Annotated in this window: 12 protein-coding genes and 1 pseudogene; 11 read left to right on the top strand and 2 right to left on the bottom strand. The window is 65.4% G+C overall.

Annotated features, from left to right (window positions below):
- From infB to A5634_RS06095, 4 genes are all read left to right on the top strand, one after another.
- Nucleotides 1-2113 (top strand): translation initiation factor IF-2 (gene infB / locus A5634_RS06110; RefSeq protein ID WP_081290230.1); only part of this gene is annotated, 2113 nt, incomplete at its 5' end.
- Nucleotides 2114-2119: 6 nt separating this feature from the next.
- The gene (gene rbfA / locus A5634_RS06105; RefSeq protein ID WP_065143185.1) at nt 2120-2635 is read left to right on the top strand and encodes a 30S ribosome-binding factor RbfA; all 516 of its coding nucleotides are present in this window, start codon (nt 2120-2122) and stop codon (nt 2633-2635) included.
- Nucleotides 2610-3623 (top strand): DHH family phosphoesterase, encoded by a 1014-nt coding sequence (locus A5634_RS28895; RefSeq protein ID WP_065143184.1) that lies wholly within the window; start codon nt 2610-2612, stop codon nt 3621-3623. The genes rbfA and A5634_RS28895 overlap by 26 nt, the downstream gene beginning before the upstream one ends.
- The gene (locus A5634_RS06095; protein ID WP_065143183.1) at nt 3616-4917 is read left to right on the top strand and encodes an MATE family efflux transporter; all 1302 of its coding nucleotides are present in this window, start codon (nt 3616-3618) and stop codon (nt 4915-4917) included. Before A5634_RS28895 ends, A5634_RS06095 begins: the two co-directional genes overlap by 8 nt.
- A gap of 24 nt (nt 4918-4941) precedes the next feature.
- Here A5634_RS06095 and A5634_RS06090 read toward each other — a convergent pair whose 3' ends face one another.
- Nucleotides 4942-5577 (bottom strand): GntR family transcriptional regulator, encoded by a 636-nt coding sequence (locus A5634_RS06090; RefSeq protein ID WP_065143182.1) that lies wholly within the window; start codon nt 5575-5577, stop codon nt 4942-4944.
- 68 nt (nt 5578-5645) lie between these two features.
- Here A5634_RS06090 and A5634_RS06085 point away from each other — a divergent pair, with 68 nt between their 5' ends.
- From A5634_RS06085 to A5634_RS06075, 3 genes are read left to right on the top strand one after another with little or no spacing between them, the layout of a single operon-like run.
- Entirely contained in the window at nt 5646-7016 is a 1371-nt protein-coding gene (locus A5634_RS06085; RefSeq protein ID WP_065143181.1) for an LLM class flavin-dependent oxidoreductase, read from the top strand.
- A gap of 39 nt (nt 7017-7055) precedes the next feature.
- The gene (locus A5634_RS06080) at nt 7056-8240 is read left to right on the top strand and encodes a CaiB/BaiF CoA transferase family protein (RefSeq protein ID WP_172831637.1); all 1185 of its coding nucleotides are present in this window, start codon (nt 7056-7058) and stop codon (nt 8238-8240) included.
- A gap of 19 nt (nt 8241-8259) precedes the next feature.
- On the top strand, nt 8260-9192 hold the full coding sequence (locus A5634_RS06075; protein ID WP_065143179.1) for an HpcH/HpaI aldolase/citrate lyase family protein: 933 nt from the start codon (nt 8260-8262) through the stop codon (nt 9190-9192).
- Here the strand turns inward: A5634_RS06075 and A5634_RS06070 are convergent.
- Nucleotides 9168-10595 carry a short-chain fatty acyl-CoA regulator family protein gene (locus tag A5634_RS06070; RefSeq protein WP_065143178.1) on the bottom strand — a complete coding sequence of 476 codons (1428 nt, stop codon included), beginning with the start codon at nt 10593-10595 and terminating at the stop codon, nt 9168-9170. The two genes, A5634_RS06075 and A5634_RS06070, sit on opposite strands and share 25 nt — an antisense overlap.
- A 127-nt stretch (nt 10596-10722) precedes the next feature.
- Between A5634_RS06070 and prpD the strand changes: the two genes are divergently transcribed.
- From prpD to A5634_RS06050, 4 genes and pseudogenes are all read left to right on the top strand, one after another.
- On the top strand, nt 10723-12231 hold the full coding sequence (prpD, locus tag A5634_RS06065) for a 2-methylcitrate dehydratase PrpD (RefSeq protein ID WP_065143186.1): 1509 nt from the start codon (nt 10723-10725) through the stop codon (nt 12229-12231).
- Nucleotides 12228-13148 (top strand): methylisocitrate lyase, encoded by a 921-nt coding sequence (prpB, locus tag A5634_RS06060; protein ID WP_065143177.1) that lies wholly within the window; start codon nt 12228-12230, stop codon nt 13146-13148. The genes prpD and prpB overlap by 4 nt, the downstream gene beginning before the upstream one ends.
- Nucleotides 13145-14257, top strand: a complete 1113-nt coding sequence (locus A5634_RS06055; RefSeq protein WP_065143176.1) for a bifunctional 2-methylcitrate synthase/citrate synthase — start codon at nt 13145-13147, stop codon at nt 14255-14257. Before prpB ends, A5634_RS06055 begins: the two co-directional genes overlap by 4 nt.
- A 20-nt stretch (nt 14258-14277) precedes the next feature.
- A pseudogene (locus A5634_RS06050) lies at nt 14278-14772 on the top strand (biotin carboxylase N-terminal domain-containing protein); the annotation flags it as partial.
- Nucleotides 14773-14835 lie beyond the last annotated feature (63 nt).

Raw genomic sequence — 14835 nt, 5'->3', positions numbered from 1 at the left:
CGGCGCGCCCCGGCCCGGGGGCGCCCGACCCGGCGGTCCCGGTGGCGGTCGCGACGGCGGCGGTGGTGGTAACTACCGCGGCGGTGGCGGCGGCGTCGGTGCCGCTCCCGGCGGTGGCGGCGGCGGTTACCGCGGTCGTCCCGGTGGCGGTGGCCCCGGCGGTGGCGGCGGCGGTCGTCCCGGGCAGCGCGGCGGTGCGGCAGGTGCGTTCGGCCGTCCCGGCGGTGCGCCGCGGCGTGGTCGCAAGTCCAAGCGGGCAAAACGCGCCGAATACGAGAACATGCAGGCACCGGTCGTCGGTGGCGTCCGGTTGCCGCACGGCAACGGCGAGACCATCCGGTTGGCCCGCGGCGCATCGCTGTCCGACTTCGCCGAGAAGATCAACGCCAACCCGGCCTCGCTGGTGCAGGCGCTGTTCAACCTCGGCGAGATGGTGACGGCTACCCAATCGGTCGGCGACGAGACGCTGGAACTGCTCGGCAGTGAGATGAACTACGTCGTCCAGGTGGTCAGCCCGGAGGACGAAGACCGCGAACTGCTGGAGTCTTTCGACCTGACCTACGGCGAAGACGAGGGCGACGAAGACGATCTGCAGACCCGCCCGCCAGTGGTCACCGTCATGGGCCACGTCGACCACGGCAAGACTCGCCTGCTCGACACCATTCGGAAGGCCAGTGTCCGCGAGGGCGAGGCCGGCGGCATCACCCAGCACATCGGTGCCTACCAGGTGGGCGTCGACCTCGACGGCAACGAGCGGCTGATCACCTTCATCGACACCCCGGGTCACGAGGCGTTCACCGCCATGCGTGCCCGCGGCGCCAAGGCCACCGACATCGCGATTCTGGTGGTCGCGGCCGACGACGGCGTGATGCCGCAGACGGTCGAGGCGATCAACCACGCGCAAGCCGCCGACGTGCCAATTGTGGTGGCGGTCAACAAGATCGACAAAGAAGGCGCCGACCCGGCCAAGATTCGTGGTCAACTCACCGAATACGGTTTGGTGGCAGAGGATTTCGGTGGCGACACGATGTTCGTCGACATCTCGGCCAAGCAGGGCACCAACATCGAGGCGCTCGAGGAAGCGGTGCTGCTGACCGCCGACGCGGCTTTGGATCTGCGGGCCAACCCCGACATGGAGGCCCAGGGTGTGGCCATCGAGGCGCACCTGGACCGCGGTCGTGGTCCGGTTGCCACTGTGTTGATCCAGCGCGGCACCCTGCGTGTCGGTGACTCGGTGGTGGCCGGCGATGCCTACGGTCGCGTTCGCCGCATGGTCGACGAGCATGGCGATGACGTCGAAGAGGCGTTGCCGTCGCGTCCGGTCCAGGTCATCGGCTTCACATCGGTGCCCGGTGCCGGTGACAACTTCCTGGTTGTCGACGAGGACCGCATCGCTCGCCAGATCGCCGACCGGCGCAGCGCCCGCAAGCGCAACGCACTGGCGGCACGCAGCCGTAAGCGGATCAGCCTGGAGGACCTGGACTCGGCGCTGAAGGAAACCAGCCAGCTGAACCTGATCCTCAAGGGCGACAACGCCGGTACCGTCGAGGCGCTGGAAGAGGCCCTGATGGGTATCGAGGTCGACGACGAAGTGGCACTGCGTGTCATCGACCGCGGCGTGGGTGGCATTACCGAGACCAACGTGAACCTGGCGTCGGCTTCGGATGCGATCATCATCGGCTTCAACGTGCGCGCCGAGGGCAAGGCGACGGAGCTGGCCAACCGCGAAGGTGTGGAGATCCGCTACTACTCGGTGATCTACCAGGCGATCGACGAGATCGAGAAGGCCCTGCGCGGCATGCTCAAGCCGATTTACGAGGAGAACCAGCTGGGTCGCGCCGAGATCCGCGCGATTTTCCGCTCCTCCAAGGTCGGCATCATCGCGGGTTGCATGATCACCTCCGGGGTGGTGCGTCGCAACGCCAAGGCGCGCCTGCTGCGGGACAACATCGTGGTTACCGAGAACCTGTCGATCAACTCGCTGCGCCGGGAGAAGGACGACGTGACCGAGGTCCGCGAGGGCTTCGAGTGCGGTCTGACGCTGGGGTACTCCGACATCAAGGAAGGCGACATCATCGAGTCCTTCGAGCTCGTGCAAAAGGATCGGTCGTGATCCGGCATGGCTGATCCCGCCCGGGCACGGCGCCTGGCCAAGCGAATCAGCACCATCGTCGCGTCGGCGATCGAGTACGAGATCAAGGATCCGAGGCTGGCCGGGGTGACCATCGTCGACACGAAGGTCACCAACGACCTGCACGACGCGACGGTCTACTACACCGTGATGGGCCCAACGTTGGATGACGAGCCGGACCTCGCAGGCGCGGCGGCGGCGCTGGACCGGGCTAAGGGCGTACTGCGGACCAAGGTGGGCGCCGGCACCGGCGTCCGGTTCACGCCTACGCTGACCTTCGAACGCGACACGACTAGTGACGCGGTGAATCGGATGGAAGAGTTGCTGGCCCGGGCGCGGGCTGCCGATGCCGATTTGGCGCGGGTTCGGGTGGGTGCGAAGCCGGCGGGGGAGGCCGACCCGTACCGTGATAGTGGATCGGCGGCCGAACCGTCGATCTCCGGGGGACTTGGCGACGAGACCGAAGCTGAGGTTACCGGTGACGATGATCGACCCGAAGACTGAGCTGACCGGCATGCCGCGCCTTAACGGGGCGCGCGTCGACGCGCTCGGCGCCGCGAAGCTCCTATCTGCCGCCAATACGGTCGCGGTGATCTGCCACGTGCATCCCGACGCGGACACTATCGGCGCCGGCCTGGCGCTGGCGTTGGTGTTGGACGGTTGCGACAAGAAGGTTCAGGTCAGCTTCGCCGCACCCGCGGACTTGCCGGAGTCGCTGCGGTCCCTGCCTGGCTGCGAGCTGCTGGTCGTACCCGAGGAGTTGCGACGCGACGTCGATCTGGTGGTCACGGTCGACGTCCCGAGCATTCATCGGCTCGGCGCGCTGCGCGACCTTGCCGAGCCTGACCAGCAGATGCTGGTCATCGACCATCACGCCTCTAACGGCCTGTTCGGCACTGCGAACTTCGTCGACGCGTCCGCGGATTCGACCACGATGATGGTTGCGGAGATTCTCGACGCGTGGGGCAAGCCGATCGACCGGGCGGTGGCGCACTGCATCTATGCCGGTTTGACCACCGACACTGGGTCATTCCGCTGGGCCAGTCCCAGAGCCTTGCGGTTGGCGGCCCGGCTGGTCGAGATCGGCGTGGACAACGCGGCGATCAGCAGGTCCCTGATGGACAGCCACCCGTTCGCGTGGCTGCCGATGTTGTCCCGGGTTCTGGGCTCTGCCCAGTTGATCCCGGAGGCGGTCGACGGGCGAGGCATGGTTTATGCCGTGGTCGACCACCAGGACTGGCTGGGTTCTCGTCCCGAGGAAGTCGAGAGCGTCGTCGACATCGTGCGCACCACTCAGCAGGCCGAAGTGGCCGCTGTCTTCAAGGAAGTCGACCCCCAGCAGTGGTCGGTGTCGATGCGCGCCAAGAACGATGTCGACCTTTCCGCCGTGGCGTCGGGGTTCGGCGGTGGAGGCCACCGCCTGGCGGCGGGCTATTCGACCACCGGAACCATCGACGACGTCGTGGCGGCACTGCGCGCAGCCCTTGGCTGATATTCGCCAGATCACCAGGCTGGCCCTGCCCGCCCTAGGCGTGCTGGCAGCCGAGCCGGCGTACTTGTTGTTCGACACCGCGATAGTCGGCCGGCTGGGGGCGGTGGCCCTGGCGGGGTTGGCGATCGGCAGCCTGGTGCTCGGTCTGGTCAGCACCCAACTGACGTTTCTCTCCTACGGCACCACCGCGCGCGCTGCCCGGTCTTTCGGGGCAGGCGACCGCGCGGCGGCGGTCAACGAAGGCGTGCAGGCGACGTGGATGGGCCTTGGTCTGGGCGCGCTGATCGTGGCAGTTGTCCAGGCCGCGGCGGTGCCGGTGGTGGCGGTGATCGCCTCGGGCGGGGAGATCGCCGCGGCGGCCCTGCCGTGGCTGCGCATCGCGATCCTGGGCGTACCCGCGATCCTGGTTTCGTTGGCCGGCAATGGGTGGATGCGCGGCGTGCAGGACACCATTTGGCCGTTGCGCTATGTCATCGCGGGCTTCGGGCTGTCGGCTCTGCTGTGCCCGCTGCTGGTCTTCGGTTGGTTGGGGTTGCCTCGGCTGGGGCTGCCAGGTTCCGCGGTGGCCAACCTGGTGGGTCAGTGGCTGGCAGCACTGCTGTTCTGTGGCGCGTTGCTGGCTGAGCGGGTGCCGCTGCGACTGGACCGCTCGGTGCTGCGCGCCCAACTGGTGATGGGGCGTGACCTGATCGTGCGCAGTCTGGGCTTCCAGGTCTGTTATGTTTCGGCCGCCGCGGTGGCCGCCAGGTTCGGTGCTGCGGCGCTCGCGGCTCACCAGATCGTGTTGCAGCTGTGGACGTTTCTTGCCTTGGTGCTCGATTCGCTGGCTATCGCTGCCCAAGCTCTGGTCGGCGCCGCGCTTGGCGCCGGCGACGCCGCGCACGCCAAGTGGGTTGCGTGGCGGGTGACGCTGTTCTCGCTGCTTGCGGCCGCGATGCTGGCCGCGTCGTTCGCAGTCGGCGCCTCGATGCTTCCCGACCTGTTCACCGACGACCCGTCGGTGCTGACCGCGGTGGCCGTGCCGTGGTGGTTCCTCGTGGCCCAATTGCCGGTCGCTGGAATCGTTTTCGCGCTGGACGGGGTGTTGCTGGGCGCCGGTGACGCGGCGTTCATGCGCACCGCCACCGTGGTCAGTGCGCTGGTCGGGTTTCTGCCGCTGATCTGGCTGTCCCTGGCGTATGGGTGGGGGCTGGCCGGTATCTGGTCGGGCCTGAGTGCCTTTATGGTGCTGCGACTGGTCTTCGGTGGTTGGCGGACGCTCTCGGGACGCTGGGCGGTGACCGGCGCGCGCTGAAGTGCCAGTTCCGACTGTGGCCGGCTATTGGTCTAGCCACGCTGCCAGTGACCGGCCGGCCTCCAACACGTGGCGCTCGGCGACGGTGCGGGCGTGCACAGGATCCTTGTCGGCGAATGCATCTAAAAGTTCTTCGTGTTCGCTCAGTGAATGCCGTTCGTGATCGGGGAAGACCGTCAGGAAGTTCGACGGCACCACGCGTGCGGCCTGTCGGATCTGGGTCATGAGCCTGGGGGAGTGGGCAGCGCGGTGGATCTCTTGGTGGAACCGCCAGTTGGCCTCGCCGATGCTGTCGCTTCCGGAACGTGATGCCACGTCGGCAGCCAGTTCGCGCAGATGGTCGAGTTCGGCCGTGGTGATGCGCTGCGCGGCCCATGCCGCAGCTTGTCCGGTGAGCACGCCCAGGATCGTGAAACTGTCGAGAACGTCCTCGGGCGCAATACCGACTACCGTGATGCCGCTGCGGGGCGCCACCCGCACCAGCCCCTCGTAGGACAACTCCAGCAGTGCTTCGCGGACGGGTGTGCGGCTGGTTGCGAATTCGGCGGTGATCGCGTCGAGGTCGATGCGAGACCCGGCCGGCAGGGCGCCGGTCAGTATGCGGTCCCGCAGCTCGCGCGCGGCGCGTTCCCGCACGGTGCCGCCGATATCAAGCCTCATAGCGGCACTTTAGCGCATGCTTAATTTCAGCGTTGATATCTGAAATATCAGATGTTAGATTTTCAGACATGGCGCAGTCAGGGAGAAGCGACAAGATGTCGCTGGTCGCATTCATGCAGGCCGGAAGCACCTCTGTGTATGCGGGCTCGTGGCGGCATCCCGCCACCGAGCACCGATATCTCGATGCGGGTTACTACGCGAAGATCGGCCGGCAGCTTGAAGAGGGCTGTTTCGATCTGATGTTCTTCGACGACCGACTGGCGATGCCCGGCATCTACGGCGGGTCGGTCGCCCAGGCGGCCCGCTACGGGGCGCGGCCGGTCAAACTCGACCTGAGCGTCATCCTCGGCGTGCTGGCGCAGACCACATCGCACATCGGCCTGGGCGCGACGTACTCGACCACCTACTACGCGCCGTTCCACGTGGCTCGCACGTTCGCCACCCTGGATCACCTCTCCGGTGGTCGGGCCGCATGGAACGTCGTCACCTCGGTCAATGACAGCGAGGCGCAGAACTTCGGGCTGGAATCTCACCTCGGCCACGACGAGCGCTACGACCGCGCCGATGAGTTTCTCGACGTTGTCGCCGGTCTGTGGGACACCTGGGAGGACGACGCGATCGTGCACGACCGCGCCACGGGTGTCTACGCTGATCCGGACAAGATCCACGAACTTGGACATGTGGGCCAATACTTTTCGGCTCGCGGACCATTGACCGTGCCGCGTACACCTCAAGGGCGACCGGTCATCATCCAGGCTGGATCGTCTGGCCGCGGACGCGAATTCGCTTCTCGCTGGGCCGATCTGATCTTCACCGGAGACCCTGGGCTGCAGGTTGCGCTCGATCACTATCGGGACCAGAAACAACGCATCGCCGACGCGGGCCGAGACCCGGCAACGGTGCGCATCTGTCCGATGGCCTACGCGGTAGTGGGCGAATCTGAGGCGCACGCCAAGGAACGCGAGGCGATGCTTCTCAACGACCTCGTACACCCGATGGCATCACTCACCCTGCTCTCAGAGCTGATGAATTACGACTTCGCCCAACATGATCTCGACGATCCCGTCACCGACGAGCTGATCGCCTCGGTGTCCGGTATCCGAGGGCTCGTGCAGAACCTACGCACCCACATCGGCGGAGACACCGTCACCGTTCGCGATCTCGCCGAGCATCGCGCGACCCTGCTACAGGGCCCACGGTTTGTCGGAACCGGATCCCAGGTGGCCGATCAGATGGCGGAATGGTTCGAATCCGGCGCATGTGACGGATTCGTCCTTGCGGCAACCCATTTCCCCGGCGCATTCGAAGACGTCGTACGTATGGTCATCCCCGAGTTGCAGCGCCGCGGACTGGCGCGCACCGAATACGAGGGCAAGACGCTACGCGACAATCTCGGTCTCGCGCGGCCCGTGGTCCAAGCCGTCGGGTCGGCCTCGTAGATGGCGGCGTAGATGGCGGCACCGATCATCAACCAGGCGCTGCTCGACGGCGTCCGGGTGCTCGACTTCGCGACCCTGGCCGCCGCGCCGCTGGTCGCCACCTATCTTGGCGAGTTCGGCGCCGACGTCATCAAGGTTGAGGATCCCGACGGCGGCGACCCGATCCGCGGCTGGGGCAACCAGCACAACGGTATCGGGTTGATGTGGAAGTCGATCTCGCGCAACAAGCGATCGGTGACATTGAACCTGCGCCACGCCGAAGGCCAGGAACTGGCACGCAGCCTGGTAGCCGAGGCCGACGTCGTCATCGTCAACACCCGCCCGCACACCCTGCGCAAATGGGGCCTGGACTACGAGCGGTTGCGCGCCGTCAACGACAAGATCGTCATGCTGCACATCACCGGATTCGGACTTTCCGGACCCAAGAGCGAGCGCCCTGGTTTCGGCACCCTCGGCGAGGCGATGAGCGGATTCGCCCACCTCACCGGCGAATCCGACGGACCGCCGACGCTGCCACCATTCATGCTCGCCGACGGGGTCGCGTCTCTGAACGCCGCGTACGCCGTCATGATGGCGCTGTATCACCGCGATGTACACGGGGCCCCAGGCCAGCTGATCGACATCAACCTTATCGACCCGCTGGCGCGCCTACTCGAACAGACGCTGCTGGCCCACGACCAGCTCGGCTTGGTGCCGCAGCGTGCCGGCAACCGGTGGGATATCTCGGCGCCGCGCAACACCTATCGGACGTCCGACGGCAAGTGGCTGGCCATGTCGGGCAGCTCACCGAGTCTCGCGCTGAGGGTTTTTAAGGCCATCGGCCGTTCCGACCTGGTCACCGATGCCGACTTCTCGGACCCGCAGCGGCGATTGGCCCGGGCCGCCGAGGTCGACGCCGTCGTCGCAGAATGGGTTGCCAGGCAGACACTTTCAGATGCCATGGCGATCCTGGATGCACATGAGGTGGCCGCAGCCCCGGTCTACGACATCACCGATCTGTTGGCCGATGAGCAACTCAAACACCGGGAGGTCTTCGTCGTCGTCGATGACGACGAACTCGGCCCGATGACGGTGCAGGCTCCGGTACCGCGATTCTCCTCGGCCACAGCGCATCTCGACCACCTCGGCCCACGGCTCGGCGAGCACAACGCTGCCGTCTACGGCGGTCTACTCGGCTTGAGCCAGACAGATATCGACACACTGCGCACCAACGGTGTGCTGTAACCGAAAAGGACGACCCCACATGACCCACCTGCTGCGCCGTTCCGAACTCGCGCTTCCGGCGAGCAACGACAACATGTTCGCCAAAGCCGCTGCTTCCGACGCCGATCTGGTCTTCCTGGATCTCGAGGACGCAGTCCCGGTGGCATACAAGGAAGAGTCTCGCGAGAAGGCGATCAGCGCTCTCAACGACCTGGATTGGGGGCGCACCGCTCGCGCCATCAGGATCAACGGCCTGGACACCCCGTGGTGCCACGACGATCTGATCGAAGTCATCACCCGCGCCGGCGAGAATCTCGACACCATCGTCATCCCAAAAGCCCGTCGGGCCCGGGACGTGTGGTGGGTGGATGTCCTGGTGACCCAGCTCGAGACAAAACTCAAGCTGCGCAAGCATATTCGCCTCGAAGTTCTCATCGAGGAAGTGGAAGGGCTGGCCAACGCCGAGGAGATCGCCGTCGCAAGCCCACGGTTGGATGCGCTGATCTTCGGCGTCGGCGACTTCTCGTTGTCCCAGGGTGCGCGAGTCGACACCAATTTCGTACCGCTGGGCGATTACCCCGGTGACTTCTGGCACTACGCCCGCAACAAGGTTCTCGTCGCTGCGCGGATCGCCGGCATCGATGCGGTCGACGCACCCTATCCCGACTACGCCGACCTCGTCGGATACGAGCGTGATGCCCGCCGCGCATCGCTGTTGGGCTATACCGGTAAGTGGGCGATCCACCCAAGCCAGATTCCCATCGCCAACGAGGTCTACTCGCCGACCGCAGACGAAATCGCCTTGGCAGAACGCAATGTCGCCGCCTACCGGGCTGCCGAAGCGCAGGGCCGAGGCGCGGTCGGTGTCGAAGGCGTGCTGGTTGACGCCGCGCACGTCAAGATGGCCGAAGAGGTGTTGGCGCGCGTGGCGCTGATCAACCGCGAAGCTCAGTTGGTGGCGGCCGAAGGGTAGGGCAGATCGGTGCTGGCGTGCGGATCGACGAGCACCGGCCTGCCGATGTAGGGAAACGCGCGCTGCGCGCAGGCCGGCCGGTCGCACACCTTGCAGCCCGCGCCGATGGCGACGCTGGTCTCGGCGTCGTGCAGATCGACACCTGCGGAGTAGACCAGCTTGTCGGCGTGGTTGAGTTCGCAGCCCAGCCCGATGGCAAATATCTTGCGTTGCCCCAGGTATCGGCTCGGCGGTGAGTCTGTGGTGCGGGCGATCCAGAAGTACGACCGGCCGTCGGGCATCTGTGCCACCTGCGTGATGAATTCGCCGGGCCGGTTGAACGCGTGGTGCACCACCCACAGCGGGCAGCTGCCACCGACCCGGGAGAAGTGAAATGCCGTGGCGGACTGCCGCTTCGAGATGTTTCCGGCGGCATCGGCACGCACGAAGATGAACGGTACCCCGCGGGCGTCCTGGCGCTGCAATGTCGAGAGCCGGTGGCAGACGGTTTCGAATCCGACCTCGAAGCGACGGGACAGCTGATCGATGTCGTATCGAAGTTCGTTGGCCGCCTGCAGGAATCGGCGATACGGCAACAGCAGGGCACCGGCGAAATAGTTTGCCAGACCGATCCGTGCCACCTCGCGGGCCTCCGCCGTCAGTTGGTCGTCGGTGGCCAGGATGGTGTCGAAGGTTTCGGCCTGGGTGAGCAACGCGAGCTGGGTAGCCATCTGAAAGGCCCGCTGTCCCGGGTGTAGCCACCGCGCGATGTGCAGCGTCGCGGTATCTGGTCGGTAGCGGCGTTTGACGTTGGGACCCAGCGTCTTGCCGTCGTCGAGAACGGCGGTGATACCTAGTTCGTCGGCCAGCACCTGGATGAGTTGCACGTCGAGTCCGCCGGCGCCCAGGCGGTGGGTCTCGAACAACTGCTCGGCGGCCCGGTCGAGTTCGTCGACGTAATTCCTACGGTCGTAGAAGAAGTCGCGAACCTCCTCGAACGGCATCGGCCGCGCTGGGTCCTCGGGGACGTCGACGCTGGCACGGCTGCGTAGTGCCTCGACTTCGGCGGTGGCGTTGACCATCCGACGATGCAAGGCGACGATGGCTTGCCCGACATCGGGCATGCGGGCAGCGAGTTCCTCGATCTGCGCCGTCGTCGCTTGACTCTCGGCGAGGCTCTCCCGCAGGTCTGCGACCAGTCGGGCATCGGAGTCGGTGGCGAAGAAGTGCGCAGGCAGGTTGAATCGCTCGGTCAACGCGAGCAGCACTGGCACGGTGATCGGTCGCTGGTCATTCTCCAACTGGTTGACGTAACTGGTAGAGAGATCCAGCGTGCGCGCCATCGCCACCTGAGTCAGGCCATGTTCTTCCCTCAGGCGGCGTAATCGCGCCCCGGCGAAGGTCTTGCTTGGTGCCCCGGCCATTGTGGGATCCTACCCGAGGCTGATTTCGCAACATTCGCAAAATTAGCGCGAGCAGGATACAAAAATACGCATTTGCAGTGGGTTTTGCTTGATTCGGACACTGCGTACTGTGCGAATCATGTCGAGCTTGCAGATCCATGAGGTCCGGACCCGTCGCAGCGCCGAGGAGTTTCCGCGCTCCGGACACCTCGCGTGGAAAATTGCCGAACTGGCCGCGGACCCGGTGGCGGTACCGGCCGAAACCGAAGCGATGGTGATCAATCGCATCATCGACAATGCGGCGGTGTCGGCGGCTTCAGTCATCAGGCGACCGGTCACAGTGGCGCGTACCCAGGCGCTAGCGCACCGCACGGCCAGCAACGGCGCCAAGGTCTTCGGTGTCCCCGGCAGTGTCTCGCCGGAGTGGGCGGCCTGGGCCAACGGGGTCGCCGTCCGCGAGCTGGATTTCCACGACACCTTTCTGGCCGCCGAGTACTCGCACCCCGGTGACAACATCCCGGCTTTGGTCGCCGTAGCCCAGCATCTCGACGTCGGCGGCGCCGACCTGATCCGCGGTATCGCTACCGCCTACGAAGTCCAAATCGACCTCGTCAAGGGAATTTGCCTGCACGAGCACAAGATTGACCACGTCGCTCATCTCGGCCCTGCCGTGGCGGCCGGACTCGGCACCATGCTGCGGTTGGATCCCGAGATCACCTACAACGCGATCGGACAGGCGCTGCATCTGACCACCGCGACCCGGCAGTCCCGAAAGGGCTTGATCTCCAGCTGGAAGGCCTACGCACCGGCGGCGGCCGGCAAAGTAGCCATCGAGGCCGTGGACCGCGCGATGCGCGGCGAGGGATCACCGGCCCCGATCTGGGAAGGTGAGGACGGCGTCATCGCCTGGCTGCTGTCGGGTCCTGAGCACACCTACCGGGTGCCGCTGCCGAAGCCGGGTGAACCTCGGCGGGCCATCCTGGACAGCTACACCAAAGAGCACTCCGCCGAATACCAGAGCCAGGCGACGATCGACCTGGCCCGCCGGCTGCGGGACCGCATCGGCGATCTCGATCAGATCGCCACGATCGTGCTGCACACCAGCCACCACACCCACGTTGTGATCGGCACCGGTTCCAACGATCCGCAGAAGTTCGACCCCGATGCTTCGCGGGAAACCCTGGACCACTCGGTGATGTACATCTTCGCCGTGGCGCTGCAGGACGGTGCCTGGCATCACGAACGGTCATACGCACCCGAGCGTGCACACCGTCCTGACACCATCGAGCTGTGGCGCAAGATTGCTACGGTCGAAGACCCGGAGTGGACCCGGCGGTATCACTCGACCGATCCCGCGGAGAAGGCGTTCGGCGCCAAGGCCGTCGTCACCCTCAAAAGCGGTGATGTCATCACCGACGAGCTCGCGCTCGCCGATGCCCACCCGCTGGGCGCGCGCCCTTTCGGGCGGGACCAATACGTCGCAAAGTTCACCGAACTGGCCGAGGGCGTCGTCGAAGCGGCCGAGCAACAGCGCTTCCTGCTGACGGTCGGCGAGCTGGCCAGCCTCAAACCCGGTGAGGTGGACCGGCTCAACGTGCTCGTCGACCCACGGGTGCTCGACAAGGCGCCGACAATCCCGTCGGGGATCTTCTCATGAGTGGCGGCCTGATCGGCGCGGTGGCATCGCCGGCCGACAAGCGTGCCCGCCTGCGCAGAGGGCTGAATTCCGGTCGACTGCTTCGCTTTCCGGGCGCATTCTCACCGTTGGTAGCCAAACTGGTCACCGAGATCGGCTTTGACGGGGTTTATGTGTCCGGCGCGGTGCTCGCGGCTGACCTTGGGCTGCCGGATATCGGCCTGACCACCCTCACCGAAGTCACTTGCCGCGGTGGCCAGATTGCCGCTGTCACCGATCTGCCGACGTTCATCGATGCCGACACCGGATTCGGTGAGCCCATGAGCGCGGCGCGCACCGTGACAGTCCTGGAGGACGCCGGTTTGGCCGGCTGTCATCTGGAGGACCAGGTTAATCCGAAGCGGTGCGGCCACCTTGACGGAAAGGCCGTCGTGCCGACCGCAGAGATGGTTAAGCGGATCCGGGCCGCGGTCGCGGCGCGGCGCGACCCGAACTTCATCATTTGCGCCAGGACCGACGCTGCCGGTATCGAAGGCGTACCCGCCGCCATCGACCGCGCGAAGGCCTACGCCGACGCCGGTGCAGATTTGATTTTCACCGAGGCGCTTTATACGCCAACGGATTTCGAGCAATTCCGCGCTGGTGTGGACACGCCGCTGTTGGCGAACATGACCGAGTTCGGCAAATCAGAGCTTCTCACCACCGCTCAGTTGTCTGATATCGGCTACAACGTGGTCATCTACCCGGTGACTACGCTGCGGCTGGCCATGCGCGCCGTCGAAGTCGGTTTGCGTGCAATCAATTCCGCCGGAACCCAATCCGGTCTGCTCGACCAGATGCAACACCGCAGCAGGCTCTACGAACTGCTGCGCTACTCCGATTACAACCAGTTCGACTCCGAGATCTACAACTTCGCGCTACAAGGAGTAACCCGATGACCTCTCCCACCATTCACAAAGGATTGGCCGGTGTCGTGGTCGATACGACCGCGATCTCCAAGGTGGTCCCCGAAACCAACTCGCTGACCTATCGGGGTTACCCGGTGCAGGATCTGGCCGAGCACTGCAGCTTTGAGAAGGTCGCGTACCTGTTGTGGCACGGCGAACTGCCGACCGAGCATGAGCTGGCACTGTTCACTCAGCGGGAGCGCGCCTCGCGACGGATCGACCGGTCGATGCACTCCCTGCTGGCCAAGCTCCCTGACAACTGCCACCCAATGGATGTCGTGCGGACCGCGATCAGCTATCTCGGCGCCGAGGATCCCGACGAGGACAACAGCACCCAGTCCGCCAACTACGCCAAGTCGCTGCGCATGTTCGCCGTTCTCCCGACGATCGTCGCCGCCGATATCCGGCGTCGTCGCGGACTGGAACCCATTGCCCCGCAAAGCCATCTGAGCTACACGGAGAACTTCCTGAAGATGAGCCTCGGCGAGGTTCCCGAGCCGGTCATCGCCAAGGCTTTCGAACAGTCGATGATCCTGTATGCCGAGCACAGCTTCAACGCGTCGACATTTGCTGCCCGCGTCGTCACCTCAACCCAGTCCGACATCTACAGCGCGGTAACCGCGGCCATCGGCGCGTTGAAGGGCTCGCTGCACGGCGGTGCCAACGAGGCAGTCATGCACGACATGATAGACATCGGCTCGGCTGATCAGGCGGCGGAGTGGTTGCGCGGCAAGCTATCTCGCAAGGACAAGGTCATGGGCTTCGGCCACCGGGTGTATAAGAACGGTGACTCCCGCGTGCCGACCATGAAAGCGGCGCTGACCCGTGTGGTGGCGGCGCGCGACGGACAGCGCTGGATGGACATCTACAACGTGCTCGAGAGTTCGATGTACGCCGCAACCAAGATCAAACCGAACCTCGATTTCCCGACCGGGCCCGCCTACTACTTGATGGGTTTCGACATCCCCAGCTTCACACCGCTGTTCGTGATGAGCCGGATCACAGGGTGGACCGCGCACATCATGGAGCAGGCGGCGTCCAACGCGTTGATCCGGCCACTCAGTGAGTACTCGGGCAAGCCGCAACGTGCCCTCGCGTAGCGCCGGTTCGAAAGGGAAGCGTGTTCGCCAAGGTTCTGGTTGCCAATCGCGGTGAGATCGCGATCCGCGCGTTTCGCGCCGCCTACGAGTTGGGTGCCGCTACGGTCGCGGTCTACCCGCACGAAGACCGTAACTCGCTGCACCGGTTGAAGGCTGACGAGTCGTATCAGATCGGTGTGGAAGGGCATCCGGTTCGGGCCTACCTGAGCGTCGATGAGATCGTGTCCACTGCGCGTGCCTGCGGAGCCGACGCGATCTATCCGGGGTACGGGTTCCTTTCGGAGAACCCGGGATTGGCGGCAGCATGCGTGGCGGCAGGCATCACTTTTGTCGGTCCGTCGGCAAAAGTGTTGGCGCTCACGGGCAACAAAGCACGGGCAATCGCCGCGGCACGCGCCGCGGGGCTACCGGTGTTGGCGTCGTCAGAACCCTCGGCCGACGTCGACGAAATGCTGGCGGCCGCAGCGAAAATGGATTTCCCCTTGTTCGTCAAGGCGGTGGCGGGCGGCGGCGGTGCCTCTGGATAGTCACCTGGCAATCCGGTGTAGGCCGACACGGCGGGCGGCAGTTCGGGCGCT

Origin of the sequence: Mycobacterium asiaticum (assembly GCF_001673365.1) — a bacterium.
GTDB classification, from domain to species: Bacteria; Actinomycetota; Actinomycetes; order Mycobacteriales; family Mycobacteriaceae; genus Mycobacterium; species Mycobacterium asiaticum_A.
Note: the sequence above shows the minus strand (reverse complement) of the source record. Positions and strands in the feature narration are given on the sequence as shown.